We start from the raw sequence: 16,246 nt of genomic DNA on the forward strand, positions 1-16,246 counted from the left end.
TCTCCTCGGGCGTTAAAAACTGGCCGGGGTGACGGCACTGATAATTTTGCATACCTCATTACCCCGGTTAACAAACTGGTGGGGCAACTGGGTATTCAAATAGTAGCTGTCTCCGGCTTTTAATTGATATTCCTGGTGGCCTTGTAAAATTGTCAGTTCCCCACAAAGCACAGTCCCGGCTTCCTGACCTGGGTGACTTATCCATTCTTCACCAGTGCCGCTGCCCGGTGGATAGATTTCCTGCAGAAAGGTCAGTTGTCGGTCCGCTTTTTCAGCCCCGACCAGCAGATATTGCACACCGTCGCTGCCTATGTCTGTCAGTTCATCAGGGCCATAAACAAGCTTGTCCTCTTCGACAAAATCATGGGTAAAAAACTGACTAAGTGGCATGGACAGTCCTTTAAGTATCTTGTGTAGATTACTAATAGACGGGCTGACCGCATCACGTTCAATCATCGACAGCGTGCTGTTGGGCAAGCTGACCAGCTTGGCCAGCTCTCGTTGTGATAGCCCGCGCTGTTTTCGCAGCGCTTTAATACGTTTACCTACTTTCATGATTGTGACAATGCCCGCTGTTCCCGCAATCGGGCTTTTTCCACGCGTCTGGCGTAATACCAAGAGGCGAACACTAAGCTGGTGACAATACCGATAATGATAGTCGCCAGGGCGTTGATCTCGGGGCTTACCCCTAAACGCACCGATGAAAAGACCACCATAGGTAGGGTGGTGGAGCCGGGGCCGGAAACGAAGCTGGCGATCACCAAATCATCCAGGCTGAGGGTAAAGGCCAACAGCCAACCCGAAACTAGGGCAGGTGCAATCATGGGTAAGGTAATAGTAAAAAATACCTTCAACGGCGTGGCGCCAAGATCCTGCGCGGCTTCTTCTACCGACATGTCCATTTCGGTCAGCCTTGAACCCACTACCACGGCCACATAGGCGGTACAAAAGGTGGTATGCGCCAGCCAAATCGTTGTCATACCGCGACTTTCCGGCCAGCCTACCAATTGTGCCATGGCCACAAAAAGCAGCAGCAACGACAAACCGGTAATGACTTCTGGCATCACCAGTGGTGCGGTTATCATGCCACGCAGTAAGGTGCTACATTTGAAACCTTTAAACCTGGCCAGTACAAAAGCGGCCAGGGTACCCAGGATAACGGCAGCCGTGGCGGAGAAAAACGCAATTTTCAGGCTGTTTGCCACCGCATCCAACAGCTTCTGGTTTTCCAGCAGCGCCCCGTACCATTTGGTTGAGAACCCGGCCCAAACCGTGACCAGGCGCGATTCGTTAAAAGAATAAATCACCAGAATCAGCATAGGTGCATACAAAAAGGCCAGTCCCAGCCACAGCATCATCTTACTGAAGGAAAAACGCATCAGGCTTCCTCCGTTTGACGATTCTGGATGCGGTCAAACCACATAATAGGAATGATCAGCAACACCAGCATGACGATGGCCACGGCTGAAGCCACCGGCCAGTCGCGGTTGTTAAAGAATTCCTCCCACAGCACCTTACCTATCATCAGAGTTTGCGGGCCGCCCAGTAGTTCGGGGATCACAAATTCACCCACCGCAGGAATAAATACCAGCATACAGCCAGCAATAATCCCCGCTTTGGTCAGTGGCACTATCACTCGCATCAAGGTGGTAAAAGGTGAGGCGCCGAGATCTTGTGACGCCTCCACCAGGCTATGATCCAGCTTCATCATATTGGCGTACAACGGCAAAATCATAAATGGCAGATAGGCGTACACTATGCCGATATACACGGCGAAATCGGTATGCAGCATAATGATGGGGTCATCAATTATCCCCAGGCTCATGAGGAAATTATTGATATAGCCATTGGGCTTTAAAATACCTATCCAGGCGTAAATGCGAATTAAAAATGATGTCCAGGACGGCAAAATGACCAACAACAGCAAGACATTCCGGGTTGAGGCCGGCGCACGGCTGATAGCCAGTGCCATAGGGTAACCAATCAGCAGGCACAGCAAGGTTGATACCAAGGCGATGCGAATAGAGCTGAGGTAGGCGCTCAGATACAAATCGTCGCTGAACAGATAAGCATAATTGCCCAGGTTCAGGTCAATGGTCAGGCGATTGTCATCAAAAGTGACTAAATCCGTGTACGGGGGAATGGCAATTTCGGTTTCGGCGAAACTGATCTTCAACACGATGATAAAAGGCACCAGGAAAAACAGCAGCAGCCACACATAAGGGATAGCGATGACGCCACTGCGGGGTTTTAGCAACCAGCTTTGCCTAAGGCGTTTGAGCAGCTCCATGCTTATTCCTCCAGTACCACACAGGCATCTGGCAACCAGGATACATAGACTTTCTGTTCCAGCTCAAAGGGCAGTTCACGGCGCCTGTCGTTGGTTTGAGTAACCTGGATGAACTGCTTATTGGGGAGCAGAATATGATAAATACTGTGTTGGCCCAGATAAGCCAGGTCATCAATGATACCCGTTCCCCAGTTGTATTGTTCATCCGGTTGCTCTGCACTGATACGGATTTTTTCCGGCCGCACGGCAACGCTAACCGGACGGGTGTTGCCCGGGCCGCTGATACCGTGATCAATATAGATAGGCTTAGCCAGATTGGGCACATTGATCACTACATAGGCGGGCTCTTCTTCTACAATCTCACCGGCAAACAGATTCACGTCGCCAATAAAGTCCGCCACGTAGCGGCAGTTGGGGAACTCATAAATATCGTGGGGGGAACCGATTTGCAGAATTTCACCGGCATGCATAATGGCGATACGGTCGGCCATGGTCATGGCTTCTTCCTGGTCATGAGTCACCATCACGCAGGTGACACCCACTTGCTTGATGATATTCACTAACTCCAACTGCATTTCACCACGGAGTTTCTTGTCCAGTGCCCCCATGGGTTCGTCGAGTAGCAGTAACTTGGGGCGTTTTGCCAGGCTGCGGGCTAGGGCAACCCGCTGGCGCTGACCGCCGGACAACTGTGCAGGTTTGCGCAGACGATACTGGCTCATTTGCACTAGCTTGAGCATTTCTTCTACGCGTGCTGCAATGTCGGCCTTGCTTAATTTGTCCTGCTGTAAACCATAGGCAATGTTTTGCTCCACCGTCATATGCGGGAAAAGTGCATAGGATTGAAACATCATATTGAATGGGCGGCGATAGGGCGGGATTTGCGCGATATCTTCGCCATTTAGCAGGATCTTGCCACCAGTTGGCTTTTCAAAGCCGGATAACATGCGAAGTAAAGTGGATTTTCCACAACCCGATCCGCCCAGCAGGGCAAAAATTTCCCCCTGATAGAACTGCAGGTTTACGTCGCGCACGGCCGGATGGCCGTCAAAATGCTTGCTTAATTTATTCAGTTCCAGCAACACCGGGCTGGGAGAGTGAGAAAGGTGTTTCAAGGTCATCAGTACGGGGATCCTTTATCGCATTAGTCAGCCCCGGACAGCATAATCTGTCCGGGACATTTGCCATGATTACTTACCGGCTTTCATTTCCGTCCACACTTTATTGGTAGCGCGGGAAACTTTGGCAGGCCGTACTTCAAAGGTATAAAGCTTTTCCATTACATCGGCTGGTGGGTAAATGGCCGGATTGCCGGTGATGTCAGGATCCACCATACTGGTAGAGGTTTTGTTGCCGTTGGGGTAGGACACATAGTCGCTGATACCGGCAATCACCTCTGGCTCCATCAAATAGTTAACGAAGTCATAGGCGGCTTCTGCATGCTTAGCATCGGCAGGAATGGCCAGCATATCGAACCACATGGCTGCGCCTTCTTTGGGGATAACATAGCCAACGGTAACGCCGTTATCGGCTTCATCGGCACGATCCGCGGCCTGGAATACATCACCGCTCCACCCCACAGCTACACACACATCGCCATTGGCCAGGTCGTTGATATATTGAGACGAATGGAAATAGCGGATATGCGGGCGAATGGTTTTAAGTAATTCACCGGCTTTTTCAATTTCCTTACTGTCATTGGTGTTGGGATCCATCCCCAAATAATGCAACGCAGCAGGGACAATTTCAGACGCAGCATCCAAGGTCACTACGCCGCACTCGGCGAGCTTTGAAATGATTTCAGGCTTGAAGATCATATCCCAGCTGTTGACCTCAAAGTCGTCACCTAAAATAGCTTTGACTTTCTCCACGTTGTAGCCAATGCCTGTGGTACCCCACAGATATGGGATGGCATATTGATTGCCAGGATCGACCCTCTCCAGCTTGGCCATCAGCATAGGATCCAAATGCTTCCAGTTGGGGAGTTTACTGCGATCCAGTTTGGCAAATACGCCGGCTTTAATCTGACGTCCTAAAAACTGGGCTGAGGGTACCACTACATCGAAACCTGTGTTGCCGGTTAGTAGCTTGGCTTCAACCACTTCGTTGGAATCGAATACGTCGTACACTACCTTGTTGCCGGACTTTTGTTCATAGTTGGCGACAGTGTCTTCGGCGATATAATCACTCCAGTTATAGACATGCACAGTATCAGCCTGTGCGGTGGCACAAACTGATGTGGCCAGCACTGAGCCAGCAAGTAACCGCAATTTTGTGGAGAATGTCATTGTTCTTCCTTATTCGATAAGTTGGAGGTTTAGGTCAATCGTGCTGATTTCACTGTTGTCCAGCTTTATTATTGTTGTAATTGTGCCTGAGTCAGATCCAGCGCTTGCCAGGCTCTTTCAGTTAAGTCCTTGATTTCATTGCGGTCAAGAATGAATGGTGGAGCGATAATCATAGTATCGCCCGTGGCCCTCATAACCAGACCGGCCTGCAGAGACATATTCCGGCAGACTGTACCGGCATGCCCATTGCCGGCAAACCGCTGCTTGCTGGCTTTATCCTTCACCAGTTCCAGCGCACCCACTAATCCTTTACATCTGGCTTGTCCCACTAATGGGTGGTCGGCCAGGGGCAGCCAATAATCACGCATGGTCTGACTCAGTTCATTTTTTATCCGGGAGATTGGGCCTTCAGCCAGAATATCCAGGGTGGCCAAGGCAGCGGCACAAGCCACTGGATGACCCGAGTAAGTAAAGCCATGCGCCAGATCATTGGTATGGGACAGCAGTGCCTCTGACACCCTGTCCGATACCAATACGCCACCTAGCGGGACAAAACCGTTGGTGACGCCTTTGGCAAACACAATAAAGTCTGGTTCAAGTTGGTAAAATTGGCTGGCAAACCATTCTCCGGTGCGCCCGAAACCAAAGATGACCTCATCAACAACTAATAACACATCGTACTGTCGACAAATCTCCTGTATCCGTGGCCAATAGCTGTCCGGGGGGATGATCACCCCACCAGCACCTTGAATTGGCTCGGCAAAAAAAGCGGCCACGTTGTCCGGGCCTAAGGCTAAAATCTTATTTTCAAGTTGGTTGGCGGCCCACAGGCCGAAATCCTGCTCATCCATATCAGCGTTGTCGCCTTTTGCACCAAACCAATAAGGCTGAGGAATATGATGAATACCGCGAAGCGGCTCAAACTGTTCATGCATAAAGCCCATTCCACCGAGGCTGGCGCCAGCGATAGTACTGCCATGGTAAGCATTTTCCCGGGCAATAATGGCCTTGCGTTGAGGCTTTCCGCGGGCATCCCAATAGCGGTGAACGAACCGGAGCACCGAGTCATTGGCTTCCGAGCCGGAGTTGGTGAAAAACACCCGGTTTAGATGCGCCGGTGCCTTGTTACAGATGGCTTGGGCTAATTCAGTGGCGCGTGGGTGAGTGCATTGAAAGAACGTATTGTAATAGGGCAACTCTTCAAGCTGGGCGGCAATGGCCTGATTGATGCGCGGTTGGCTGTAACCTAAGTTACAACACCATAGGCCGGACATCCCGTCGAGCAGTCTGTGGCCATTGGCTTCAAAAATATACGCGCCCTGGGCGTGACTTATCACCCGGGATCCCTGTCGATTAATATCAGCCTGGTTAGTGAAAGGATGCAGGTGATGCGCCGCGTCTGCGGTTTGCCATTGCTGTAATGTCTTCATGCCTGACTCCTTTTATCCCGCCAGTTCTGGCAAGCCTCAACAAAGCCTGCCAGGATCCTGGCATTTTGCGGATATAGCTCTGGTCGCCACTCAGGATGCCACTGCACGGCCAGCAGGAAAGACGACTCCGGACGCGAAAATGCTTCGATTAGTCCGTCGTCGGCCCTGGCTTCAACCTGCAAACCTTGCCCTAGGTTTTTAATCCCTTGCATATGAATGGAGTTGACCTGAATGCGATGTTGCTCGGTGAACCAGGCAGATAAAATACCGCTGTGGCACAAGGTTACGGCATGAGCCGGGGCATACTGTTGCTCCACTGGCTGTGTTTTGTCCTCACGGTGATCCATCAGCCCTTCTGCTTCATGTAACCTATGATGCAGGCTGCCACCAAAATACACGTTAAGTTCCTGAAAGCCTCTGCAAATGCCCAGCATAGGTAGGTCGGCCGCGATAACGCTATCGAATAAGGCCCAGTTACTGGCGTCGCGGTGCGGATCGCGTTCGGCGTCATCGCCTTCCAGCTCGGCTTCGTCATAGTAGCTGGGATGCAGATTCGAATAAGAGCCGGTCAGCAAAATGCCATCCAGTTTATTGATAAGTGCAGCTTGGCAGTCTTTCGAAAGCCTGTGAAAAAGCGCCGGTATAACTAGCGGCACCACGGGGGTATCACCGTGCAGCAGGGCGCGGATATATTTGTCGCCTGACTGGTGATAGGCATGGGGACCACGCACTATCAGGTCTGCACAAACACCGATCAATAATGGGGTGGCGTTTCGCACTTGTATGGCTCACTGAACAAAATATTGAAACGTTAGATTCAAGCTATTGGAGTTAATAATAAAGTTCAAGTGGCAATCTGCTGATTTAGTGTGCAAAACATCAAAGCTTAGTTTAACTAATTGTTAACAAAGCGGCGTTTTCAGGCTGGAATGTCCAATATGCTTTATGTTTAACTGAGATGAACACGAACAAGTGTTCAATATAATAAACGTCGGAGATGATCATGGAGTTAAGCTCCTTTCTTGTCAATTACCCGGATGTAGAAGTTTTTGACCTGATCCTGTCAGATTTAAATGGCGTGGCCAGGGGCAAACGTGTGAAGCGGGATGCCATTGAGTCGGTATTGGAGCAAGGCATGCATATTCCTTTCTCTGTACTGGCGTTGGATGCGTCTGGGGAAACAGTAGAAGAGTCGCAATTGGGTCTGGAGATTGGTGAGCCGGATCGCGTTTGTTATGCTGATTTAAAGACCTTAGCCTTTTGTCCCTGGCACAGCCAGCCAGCGGCGCAAGTGCTGTTCAGTATGTATGACCATGAGGCTGAGCCGGTGTTGCTTGACCCGCGCCATCAGGTTAACCGGGCGGTGCAGTTGTTTAAGCAGCTTGGTATGCGTCCTGTGGTGGCAGTGGAATTGGAATTCTACCTGATAGATGCTGAGCGCACCGAAACTGGCCACATTCAGCCGCCCATTTCTCCCAAAACCGGAAAGCGGGAAGCCAATACCCAATGCCACTCTATGCTCAATCTGGACGATTTTGGCGATTTTCTTCTGGATGTGGACAGCTGTTGTCAAGCCCAGGGGGTACCGGCAGATACCGCCGTTTCTGAATATGCACCAGGTCAGTTTGAGATTAACCTGCGCCATGGTGACGATCCCTTATTGGCCTGCGACCATGCCATGATGCTCAAGCGCATTATTCATCAGGTTGCCGAGCAGCATGGTATGCAAGCCACCTTTATGGCCAAACCTTATGGTGACCTGGCCGGAAGTGGGCTGCACTTACACGTAAGCCTGGTGGATAAGGACGGTGAAAATCTCTTTGGGCAAGGGGAGGCCGACGAGAATCCCTTGCTGCTAAGTGCGGTAGCCGGGCTTTTAGAGACTATGCAGGAGAGCACGGCATTTTTATGCCCCAACATTAATTCCTATCGCCGGATGCAGCCTAATCTGTATGTGCCTATGTATGTCAACTGGGGCATTGATAACCGAACTGTGGCAGTGCGGATACCACCGGGTGAGCCCCATAGCCGCCGGGTTGAACACAGAGTAGCCGGTGCGGATGCCAACCCTTATATAGCGATGGCGGCGGTGCTGTTTGCCATGTATCATGGTATTTCCAACAAGCTCACCCCACCTGCGCCGCAGGAAGGCAATACGTTCGAGTTCGACAATCCATCCTTACCTTGCCGTTTACCGGATGCACTGGCGCTGCTAAGCGAGTCGGTGGTCTTCAACCAATATTTTGGGGCTGATTTCATCAAGGTCTACCGGGCCTGCAAGGAGCAGGAACTGCTCAAGTTCGAACAAACCGTGACGCTCAAGGAATATGATTTTTATCTCAACACTCTTTGATGCAGATTTATGACCAACGCCAATTATTCGCTTTATCAGCCAGCTAACACCTTTGTATTCGCGTCCAAAAGCAAAATGGATAAGGATCCCGACGTGGTCATTGCCGGCGTGCCCTTTGACCTTGCCACTTCCGGCAGGCCAGGGGCGCGCTTTGCTCCTACCGCTATCCGCCAGGCTTCGGCTAATTTGGGCTGGGAGCAACGACGTCACCCATGGAAATTTTCCCTGAGACGAAAACTTAAGATTGCCGATGTGGGGGATGTGAATTTCTCCCATGGCGACGCACCCGGTGCTATGCAATCGGTGCGCGAGCATATTAGTAAGGTCATGGACCTGGGGGCTATACCTTTTACCTTCGGTGGTGACCATCTGGTTACGTTGCCTGTATTACAAGCCATGGTGGCTAAACGGGGCCCTGTTGCGTTACTGCATTTCGATGCACACACCGACGATTATTCAGGTGGTAGCGAGTTCGATCACGGTAGTGTGTTTTATCACGCCAGAGAACAGGGCTTGTTGCTAGACGGTAAAGTGATGCAGCTTGGGATCCGTACTGACCATTCCAGCAAGACGCCCTTTGAGGTGATCCCTGCCGAGCAGCTTTGGCATGCTAAGGCCACAGATATCGCTGAGCGAATTAAGCAAACCATGGGCGATGCCCCGGTGTATCTGACCTTTGATATTGACTGCATTGATCCGGCCTTTGCGCCGGGGACAGGTACGCCGGTTATCGGTGGACTCAGCCCACACTTTATTCTGGAACTATTGCGCCAGCTACAAGGGCTGAATTTTGTTGGTATGGATGTGGTGGAAGTCTGTCCGGCTTATGACCACAGTCAGATTACCAGTTTACTGGCTGCTACTCTGACAACGGATATGCTGTATTTGTTAGCCTGCCAGAAAGTCTAACCAAATGACATCACCAGGGTTTGCAGCATACGCTTGAGTTCTTCAAGGGTTTTGCTGCCTCTGGGCTTTGATTGATTCACCACCACTAATAGCAGGGCATGGCTGGTTTCATGAAAGGTTCGGCCAATACGTTGGCGCTCACTAAGCGGCAGTTTTACGCCCAATTTCCCTAACCGGCTGGCAACATGATTGATCACCAGCTCGTCATGTTGTTCGTCCAGCGGCATTAATTGAGGGATGGCAAACATGCCCTGTACTAAATGTAAGATACCCCGCTGTTTTCTATAGAGTTGATGCATATGGCTGACAAACAGCGCCACGAACTCATTTAAATCCGCCGGAGATTGCTGTTCATCTTGCTTCAGTGTTTGTGCCATCTGTTGCAGCCAGCGTTGCCCCATGGCATGTAAAATGGCTTCTTTATTGGGGTAATAGTGATATAACGTGCCCACTGATATACCTACATCTTCAGCGATGCGTATAGTGGTAAGCGTGGCGGGGCCAAGCTTTTCAAGTAACTCGGCCGCTACTTCAAGAATTTGCTCCTGACGGGCCATGGAACGTTTTTGACTTGGGGATACCCGTGGGGTTAACGGCTTGCTCATAGTGGGTTAGTTACCAAATTTGTCACGTAGCGCGTAATAAAGCATGCCAGCAACCAAGCCTGGATAACGAAGCCAGGTACCACCGGGGAACGTGGGGGTAGGGTAACGGGCCAACGTCGTAAAGTCTTCAGGTTGACCTGCAATGGCTTGATCTATCAGTTTTCCGGCCAGGGTGGCCAATGCCACGCCATGTCCTGAATAGCCCTGCGCCACATAGATACGGTTATCCAGGCATTGAAAATGTGGCATACGATTTAAGGTGATCGCCAGGGTGCCTCCCCAACCGTAGTCCAGTTCAATTCCCTGTAATTGCGGAAAAATCTCTTCCAGGTAGGGGCGCACAAAAGCGCTTATGTCGTCGGGAAAACGGGAAGAGTAATTTTCACCACCACCAAACAACAGTCGATGATCCGGGGTGGTGCGAAAATAATTAATCACAAACTTAGAATCCGCCACCGCAACGTTGTCGCGAATAAGCGCGCGTGCGGTATTTTCACCCAGAGGGCGGGTAGCGACGATAAAGTTGTTGATAGGCATGATCTTACCCGCCACTCTGGGAAACAGTTCTCCCAGATAACCGTTGCAGCCCAATACCAACTTTTGTGCTTGTATTTGTCCCTCAGTCGTATCTATTTTTATGCCTTGCTTATTGCTTTGAATCCGGATAGCACGGCTGTTTTCATATAAGGTTGCACCTGCCTGCTGGGCCAGTTGTGCTAATGCCAGGGTAAAGTTTAGGGGGTGTAAATGCCCGGCGCGCATATCTAGCTCTGCACCGTGATAGCGGGGGCTGGCCAGCATCTGTGATAGTTCGTCCCGCTCGATAAATCGAGTGTCATGATAGCCATATTCTTCGTTCAGCTTGCGAACGTTGTTACGCATTTCTCTGGCATGGCTGGGTTTAAAAGCGGTGTGCAATACGCCGGGTACAAAGTCACAGTCAATTTGATGTCTGTCGATTAAGTTTCGCACCAAATCTATAGCGTCGAGCGCGAGGTGCCAAAGTTTACCGGCCGGCTCGTGACCCACTTTCGCTTCCAGTGTGGCCTGATCCAAACGCTGGCCAGGACTAACTTGGCCACCATTACGACCAGATGCACCAAACCCCAGGGTCTCGGCTTCCAATAGAATGCAGCTTAAACCGCGGGTAGCACAATGCAGCGCCGTAGACAGACCGGTCAATCCGCCGCCTATGATGCATACATCAACCTTCTGATACCCGCTGAACGGTGGGCAGTTTATCTGCTTGTTCGCCGTCTGTTGGTAATATTGTTGACGTTTATCTTCCATCCCGGCCTCTTTTTCGTGGTACAGCGAGGTATAGATCTCAAGTCAGCGTTAAATTTAGCTTTTCTGGCGTTTTGCCATATTGTTAATTAACACTTTTTACCCTAGCATGTCGAATAATAATTCGAAATGGAATGATAAGTACAATCCAGCAGGTGATATATGGATGATGTAAAAAAGTGGCTTTCCAGCCATCGCATCTCAGAAGTTGAATGTTTGGTTCCTGATATGACGGGCAATGCCCGTGGTAAATTTATTCCGGCTAAGAAATTCATCAAGCAGGAGAGTCGTTTACCCGAGAGCATTCTTATTCAGACGGTAACCGGTGAATACACCAGCGAACACTACGATATTGTCAGTGAGACTGACTCGGATATGTTCCTGGAGCCTGATACCGCTACTATTCGTGAGGTGCCCTGGGCAGATGAGCGCACGGCGTTGATCATTCACGACTGCTACCTATCCAGCGGCCAGCCCCATCCTTTGTCTACACGTAATGTGTTAAAGAAGATTCTGGCACAGTATCAAAGCAAAGATTTGGTGCCAGTGTTGGCGCCCGAGGTAGAATTTTTTCTGGTGGCACAAAACACCGACCCCGACTATGAACTAACGCCGCCGGTAGGGCGCTCGGGGCGCAGAGAGTCGGCTCGTCAAAGCTACAGCATTGATGCGGTGAATGAGTTTGAGAAGATCATTGACCAGATGTACGACTACTGCGAAAAGATGGAGCTGGGGATTGATACCCTGATTCATGAGTCTGGCGCGGCGCAGTTTGAGGTTAACTTCCTGCATGGCGATCCGCTCAGATTGGCCGATGAGGTCTTTTTGTTTAAGCGGGTGGTGAGGGAAATTGCCCTGTCTAATGGTGTCTACGCGACTTTTATGGCTAAGCCGATGCGCCGTGAGCCTGGTAGCTCCATGCATATCCATCAGAGTCTGGTCGACAGAAAAAGCGGAGATAACGCCTTTTCCACCAAAGATGGTAAGTACTCCAGTTTGTTTTTTAATTATATTGCCGGCTTGCAAAAGTACGGCCCCAGTGCCCTGTGCTTTTTTGCGCCAAACGTGAACTCGTATCGTCGCTTCACACCTGATAATTCGGCGCCGATTAATTTTGATTGGGGATACGACAACCGTACCACCGGCCTACGTGTGCCAGAGAGTAAACCCGATGGGTTTAGGGTGGAAAATCGTTTGCCGGGCTCCGATGCGAACCCCTACCTCGCTTTTGCGGCCACTCTAGCTTGCGGTTATCTGGGAATTGTGGAAAACCTGCAGCCTCAGCAAGCGAACGAAGGTAATGCCTATACGCAGGAAATAGAAGTAGCCCGAAACCTGGAAGAGGCGTTACGTTTATTGGACAAGTGTGAACCTTTACGCCAGATAATGGGGGAAGACTTTGCTTATGCCTATAGCGCGGTCAAGCGCAATGAATGCGAAGCCTTTAATGAGGTGATAAGCTCCTGGGAAAGGGAATTTTTACTGTTAAATGTATAAGGCTTAATGGTGCGCTTATATAGAGTTAGGAAGAGGCCACAAGGGATGGGGCCTCACTCCCTATATAGAATGACTTACAATTGAGATTGCAGATAGTTGGGCAGGCCCACCAGTTTAATCAGGCGTAATTGCTGTTCTAACCAATAAGCATGATCATCTTCTGTATCTTTCAATAGCCCGGTCAACATATCACGGGTGACATAATCCTGTTCTTGTTCACAAAGCTTGATGCTGTCCTTAAGTAAACGCTGTACCTCGTATTCCAGGTTCAGATCCGCCTGTAGCATGGCAGGAACATCCTGGCCGATATTCAGCCCGTCCCGTTTGGTCATATCCGGCGTACCTTCCAAAAATAAAATACGCTCGATTAATGCGGCGGCATGACCTTTCTCATCGTCAAATTCGTGGTCGATGCGCTCGAATAACTTGTTCAGGCCAAAATCCTGATACATCCGGGAGTGGATAAAATATTGATCCATCGCTGTCAGCTCATTAGCTAGCAGAGTATTGAGTGCGTTGATAACCGTTGCATTGCCTTTCATGGTTCAAATCCGTGCATCAGAAAAGATGCGGATAAGTGTAGTGGAATATTCTGGCTATTGGAAATTGTTTAGACAAATCAATGTATTATCTAATGATATCAATTCTCGTTGCCACTTCGCTTTATTCTCCTTTCTATACTTGCTGTCTGTAGTGAGCACTAAAATGACATTGATTGCGTGTTTTTGGGTACAGAACTGATGAAGAGACCTGGGGAGAGAAGGGGGAAGCTGCTACTAAAGAGCGGAATTATGTAATAAGGGGCAAATTTTGCCGGTCTGTTAGTGTAGCTTGGCCTGTCTTTGTTAGATAAATCGGCCCAATTCGCTGATTGTTTGAACGTCTTGCTGGTTAATTGAGCGAACAGTTCAAGGTTTCATGAATATTTCATAATTGGGCTTGCGCGGTCTTCGGGCCTATGTATAATACGCACCATCTTGAGACGGGGCGCCGAAACAGCCCAGCCAAGAAAAGACTTCAGACGCGGGATGGAGCAGCCTGGTAGCTCGTTGGGCTCATAACCCAAAGGTCGTCGGTTCAAATCCGGCTCCCGCAACCAAATAGAAAAGCCGACAAGTTAACCCTTGTCGGCTTTTCGCTTACTGAATCCTCGGTAAGCGGTATCTGCAAGCTGACCGCATTGGGCTTAACTTGCAAATTAAGGCGGCGAACCTTATACTTCCGCCGTCGAAATCAGGACGGGCTCCCTCTTTTAAAGAATAGTAACGTCTTGGTTTCAAGGGGAGGAAATGCTGTGTTTCGGCATTTCTCCAGCAGGTCGCATTGATATCGCGCCTGTTTCGTCAACCGCATATGGATTGACGCAGAATATTTGGACTAGATTCCAGACCTGACAAGCCCCGCTAGTATCGGGGCTTTTTGTTAGTCTTGGTCCACCTCAATAAGAGTTAGCTTGCATCTCATCGCACAGTTACTTTTATTGGTATACATAGGTTATAAGGGGATATCCCCGAATATTGTCTGGGCTTAACGCCCTTTTTTTGTTTTTGGAGCCTGGCTGTGTCAAAACTTGAACATGCCTTAACTGAAATGCTGACCCCTGCAGTAGAAGCGCTGGGGTTTGAGTTACTCGGTATTGAGTTTGTGCGCGCCGGTAGGCATTCAACACTGCGCGTTTATATTGATCATCCAGATGGTATTTCGGTAGATAATTGTGCCGATGTCAGCCATCAGGTCAGCGCTGTGCTGGATGTGGAAGATCCAATTTCAACCGAATATGACCTGGAAGTGTCGTCTCCCGGCATGGACAGACCATTGTTTAAAGAAGCTCACTACCAACAAGTAGTGGGTGAGACGGTGTCTGTGCGGCTGCATATGCCCATGGATAACAGACGTAATTTCAAAGGAAAGGTGCTTGCTTGTGAAAACGGCACCCTGACCGTGGAAGTGGATGGCGTGTCCTATCAACTGGCCATCGCCAATATTGAGAAAGGTAATCTGGTTCCTAACTTCGACTAACGACGACAGAGTCGAAGTCGGCAGGCTGTCCAACCAGCAACGTGGAAGTATTGTGAGGCAACAGGACAATGAATAAAGAAATTCTATTAGTGGCTGAAGCTGTATCCAATGAAAAGCAAGTACCCAGAGAGAAAATCTTTGAGGCTTTGGAATATGCTATCGCCAGTGCAACCAAGAAAAAGAACGAAGGCGAGATTGAAGTAAGAGTTTGCATCGATCGCGAAACTGGTGATTTTGACACATTCCGTCGTTGGAAAGTGATCCCTGATGACCAACCTCAAGAGAATCCCTTTGCTGAGATCACTATCTCTGCGGCGCAAATTGATGAGCCTGAAATTCAACTGGGCGACTTTGTTGAAGAGCAGATTGAGTCTATTGCCTTTGACCGTATCACCACACAAACCGCCAAGCAGGTTATTGTACAGAAAGTACGTGAGGCAGAACGTGCTCAGGTATTGGCAGAATATGAAGATCGTGTTGGTGAGCTGATTACTGGTACGGTGAAAAAGGTCAACCGTGACAACATCATCATTGACCTTGGTAACAATGCCGAGGGTGTGATTTATCGCGAAGATATGTTGCCGCGTGAAACCTTCCGCCCAGGTGACAGAGTGCGCGGTTTACTTTATGTGATAAAGCCGGAGGCTCGTGGCGCACAGCTATTTGTTAGCCGTTCTAAGCCTGAAATGCTGGTGGAATTGTTCCGCATCGAAGTGCCGGAAATTGCTGAAGAAGTATTGGAAATTAAAGCGGCGGCGCGCGACCCAGGTTCACGTGCCAAGATTGCCGTGAAGACCAATGACAAACGACTCGACCCTGTCGGTGCCTGCGTGGGCATGCGTGGTTCCAGGGTCCAGGCGGTATCTGGCGAACTTGGCGGTGAGCGTGTTGATATTGTGCTGTGGGATGAGAATCCTGCGCAATTTGTGATTAACGCCATGGCTCCTGCCGAAGTTGCTGCCATCGTAGTTGATGAAGATAACCGTACCATGGATGTGGCTGTTGAAGCGGACAACCTGGCGCAAGCTATCGGCCGCAGTGGACAAAACGTTCGTTTAGCCAGTCAGTTGACAGGTTGGGAACTGAACGTGATGACGGTTGAAGACCTGAACAACAAGCACGAAGAGGAAAACTCCAAAGTCCTGCAGCGCTTTGTTAAAGGGTTGGATATTGATGAAGACTTCGCCGCAGTGTTAGTGGAAGAGGGCTTCACGTCATTGGAAGAAATTGCTTATGTACCGGCTGCCGAGCTTCTGGCCATTGATGGCTTTGAAGAGGATATGGTGGAAGAGCTACGTGAGCGTGCTCGTGCTGCGTTAACCACGCAAGCACTGGCAAATGAAGAATCACTGGATAACGCAGAGCCCAAGGAAGAGCTGCTGAACCTGCCGGGCATGGAAAGACACGTGGCCTTTATTTTGGCTAGCCGCGGTGTAACCGATCTGGAAGGCCTTGCTGAGCAGGGCGTCGATGAAATCAGTGATATAGAGGAACTGGGCGAAGAGAAAGCAGCTGAATTGATCATGGCTGCCCGTAACATCGTTTGGTTTAGTGAAGAGTAAGGTCAA

Annotated in this window: 15 protein-coding genes and 1 tRNA gene; 6 read left to right on the forward strand and 10 right to left on the reverse strand. The window is 49.9% G+C overall.

The features are described 5' to 3' along the window. Positions 1 to 12 precede the first annotated feature (12 nt). The 7 genes from IEX02_RS18230 to IEX02_RS18260 form a co-directional block, all read right to left on the reverse strand. Positions 13 to 555, reverse strand: coding sequence for a cupin domain-containing protein (locus IEX02_RS18230; protein WP_188698634.1), 543 nt, complete (start codon positions 553 to 555; stop codon positions 13 to 15). Beyond that, the gene (locus tag IEX02_RS18235; protein ID WP_188698985.1) at positions 552 to 1,382 is read right to left on the reverse strand and encodes an ABC transporter permease subunit; all 831 of its coding nucleotides are present in this window, start codon (positions 1,380 to 1,382) and stop codon (positions 552 to 554) included. The genes IEX02_RS18230 and IEX02_RS18235 overlap by 4 nt, the downstream gene beginning before the upstream one ends. After that, complete coding sequence (locus tag IEX02_RS18240; protein WP_188698637.1) at positions 1,379 to 2,290, reverse strand: ABC transporter permease subunit; 912 nt, start codon at positions 2,288 to 2,290, stop codon at positions 1,379 to 1,381. The genes IEX02_RS18235 and IEX02_RS18240 overlap by 4 nt, the downstream gene beginning before the upstream one ends. Positions 2,291 to 2,292: 2 nt before the next feature. Next, complete coding sequence (locus IEX02_RS18245) at positions 2,293 to 3,411, reverse strand: ABC transporter ATP-binding protein (RefSeq protein WP_188698639.1); 1,119 nt, start codon at positions 3,409 to 3,411, stop codon at positions 2,293 to 2,295. A gap of 69 nt (positions 3,412 to 3,480) precedes the next feature. Then, complete coding sequence (locus IEX02_RS18250) at positions 3,481 to 4,578, reverse strand: extracellular solute-binding protein (protein ID WP_188698642.1); 1,098 nt, start codon at positions 4,576 to 4,578, stop codon at positions 3,481 to 3,483. Positions 4,579 to 4,646: 68 nt separating this feature from the next. Next, positions 4,647 to 6,008 (reverse strand): aminotransferase, encoded by a 1,362-nt coding sequence (locus tag IEX02_RS18255; protein ID WP_188698645.1) that lies wholly within the window; start codon positions 6,006 to 6,008, stop codon positions 4,647 to 4,649. Next, the gene (locus IEX02_RS18260; RefSeq protein ID WP_229702290.1) at positions 6,005 to 6,787 is read right to left on the reverse strand and encodes a gamma-glutamyl-gamma-aminobutyrate hydrolase family protein; all 783 of its coding nucleotides are present in this window, start codon (positions 6,785 to 6,787) and stop codon (positions 6,005 to 6,007) included. Before IEX02_RS18260 ends, IEX02_RS18255 begins: the two co-directional genes overlap by 4 nt. Before the next feature lie 224 nt (positions 6,788 to 7,011). Here IEX02_RS18260 and IEX02_RS18265 point away from each other — a divergent pair, with 224 nt between their 5' ends. Continuing rightward, positions 7,012 to 8,361: a glutamine synthetase family protein gene (locus IEX02_RS18265; RefSeq protein WP_229702291.1), complete on the forward strand. Its 1,350-nt coding sequence runs from the start codon at positions 7,012 to 7,014 to the stop codon at positions 8,359 to 8,361. A 9-nt stretch (positions 8,362 to 8,370) separates the two neighbouring features. Further along, a complete protein-coding gene (gene speB / locus IEX02_RS18270) occupies positions 8,371 to 9,270 on the forward strand; it encodes an agmatinase (RefSeq protein WP_188698651.1) in 900 nt (299 codons plus the stop codon). Here the strand turns inward: speB and IEX02_RS18275 are convergent. Together IEX02_RS18275 and IEX02_RS18280 are read right to left on the reverse strand one after the other, a co-directional pair. Further along, complete coding sequence (locus tag IEX02_RS18275) at positions 9,267 to 9,875, reverse strand: TetR/AcrR family transcriptional regulator (RefSeq protein ID WP_188698654.1); 609 nt, start codon at positions 9,873 to 9,875, stop codon at positions 9,267 to 9,269. The genes speB and IEX02_RS18275 overlap by 4 nt on opposite strands. A gap of 6 nt (positions 9,876 to 9,881) precedes the next feature. After that, entirely contained in the window at positions 9,882 to 11,165 is a 1,284-nt protein-coding gene (locus tag IEX02_RS18280; protein ID WP_188698655.1) for an NAD(P)/FAD-dependent oxidoreductase, read from the reverse strand. A gap of 159 nt (positions 11,166 to 11,324) precedes the next feature. On the opposite strand from IEX02_RS18280, the gene IEX02_RS18285 reads away from it, so the two are divergent. Continuing rightward, a complete protein-coding gene (locus IEX02_RS18285; protein WP_188698658.1) occupies positions 11,325 to 12,659 on the forward strand; it encodes a glutamine synthetase family protein in 1,335 nt (444 codons plus the stop codon). Positions 12,660 to 12,733: 74 nt separating this feature from the next. Here IEX02_RS18285 and bfr read toward each other — a convergent pair whose 3' ends face one another. After that, the gene (gene bfr / locus IEX02_RS18290) at positions 12,734 to 13,201 is read right to left on the reverse strand and encodes a bacterioferritin (protein ID WP_188698661.1); all 468 of its coding nucleotides are present in this window, start codon (positions 13,199 to 13,201) and stop codon (positions 12,734 to 12,736) included. 480 nt (positions 13,202 to 13,681) lie between these two features. On the opposite strand from bfr, the gene IEX02_RS18295 reads away from it, so the two are divergent. The 3 genes from IEX02_RS18295 to nusA all read left to right on the forward strand — a co-directional run bounded on the left by IEX02_RS18295 (position 13,682) and on the right by nusA (position 16,240). Beyond that, positions 13,682 to 13,758: transfer RNA gene (locus tag IEX02_RS18295), tRNA-Met, on the forward strand. A 461-nt stretch (positions 13,759 to 14,219) separates the two neighbouring features. Further along, positions 14,220 to 14,678, forward strand: a complete 459-nt coding sequence (gene rimP / locus IEX02_RS18300) for a ribosome maturation factor RimP (protein ID WP_188698662.1) — start codon at positions 14,220 to 14,222, stop codon at positions 14,676 to 14,678. A 68-nt stretch (positions 14,679 to 14,746) separates the two neighbouring features. After that, positions 14,747 to 16,240, forward strand: a complete 1,494-nt coding sequence (gene nusA, locus IEX02_RS18305) for a transcription termination factor NusA (protein ID WP_188698665.1) — start codon at positions 14,747 to 14,749, stop codon at positions 16,238 to 16,240. Positions 16,241 to 16,246: the final 6 nt, after the last annotated feature.

The sequence above is a fragment of the Bowmanella pacifica genome, assembly GCF_014645355.1.
In the GTDB taxonomy this organism is placed as follows: Bacteria; Pseudomonadota; Gammaproteobacteria; order Enterobacterales; family Alteromonadaceae; genus Bowmanella; species Bowmanella pacifica.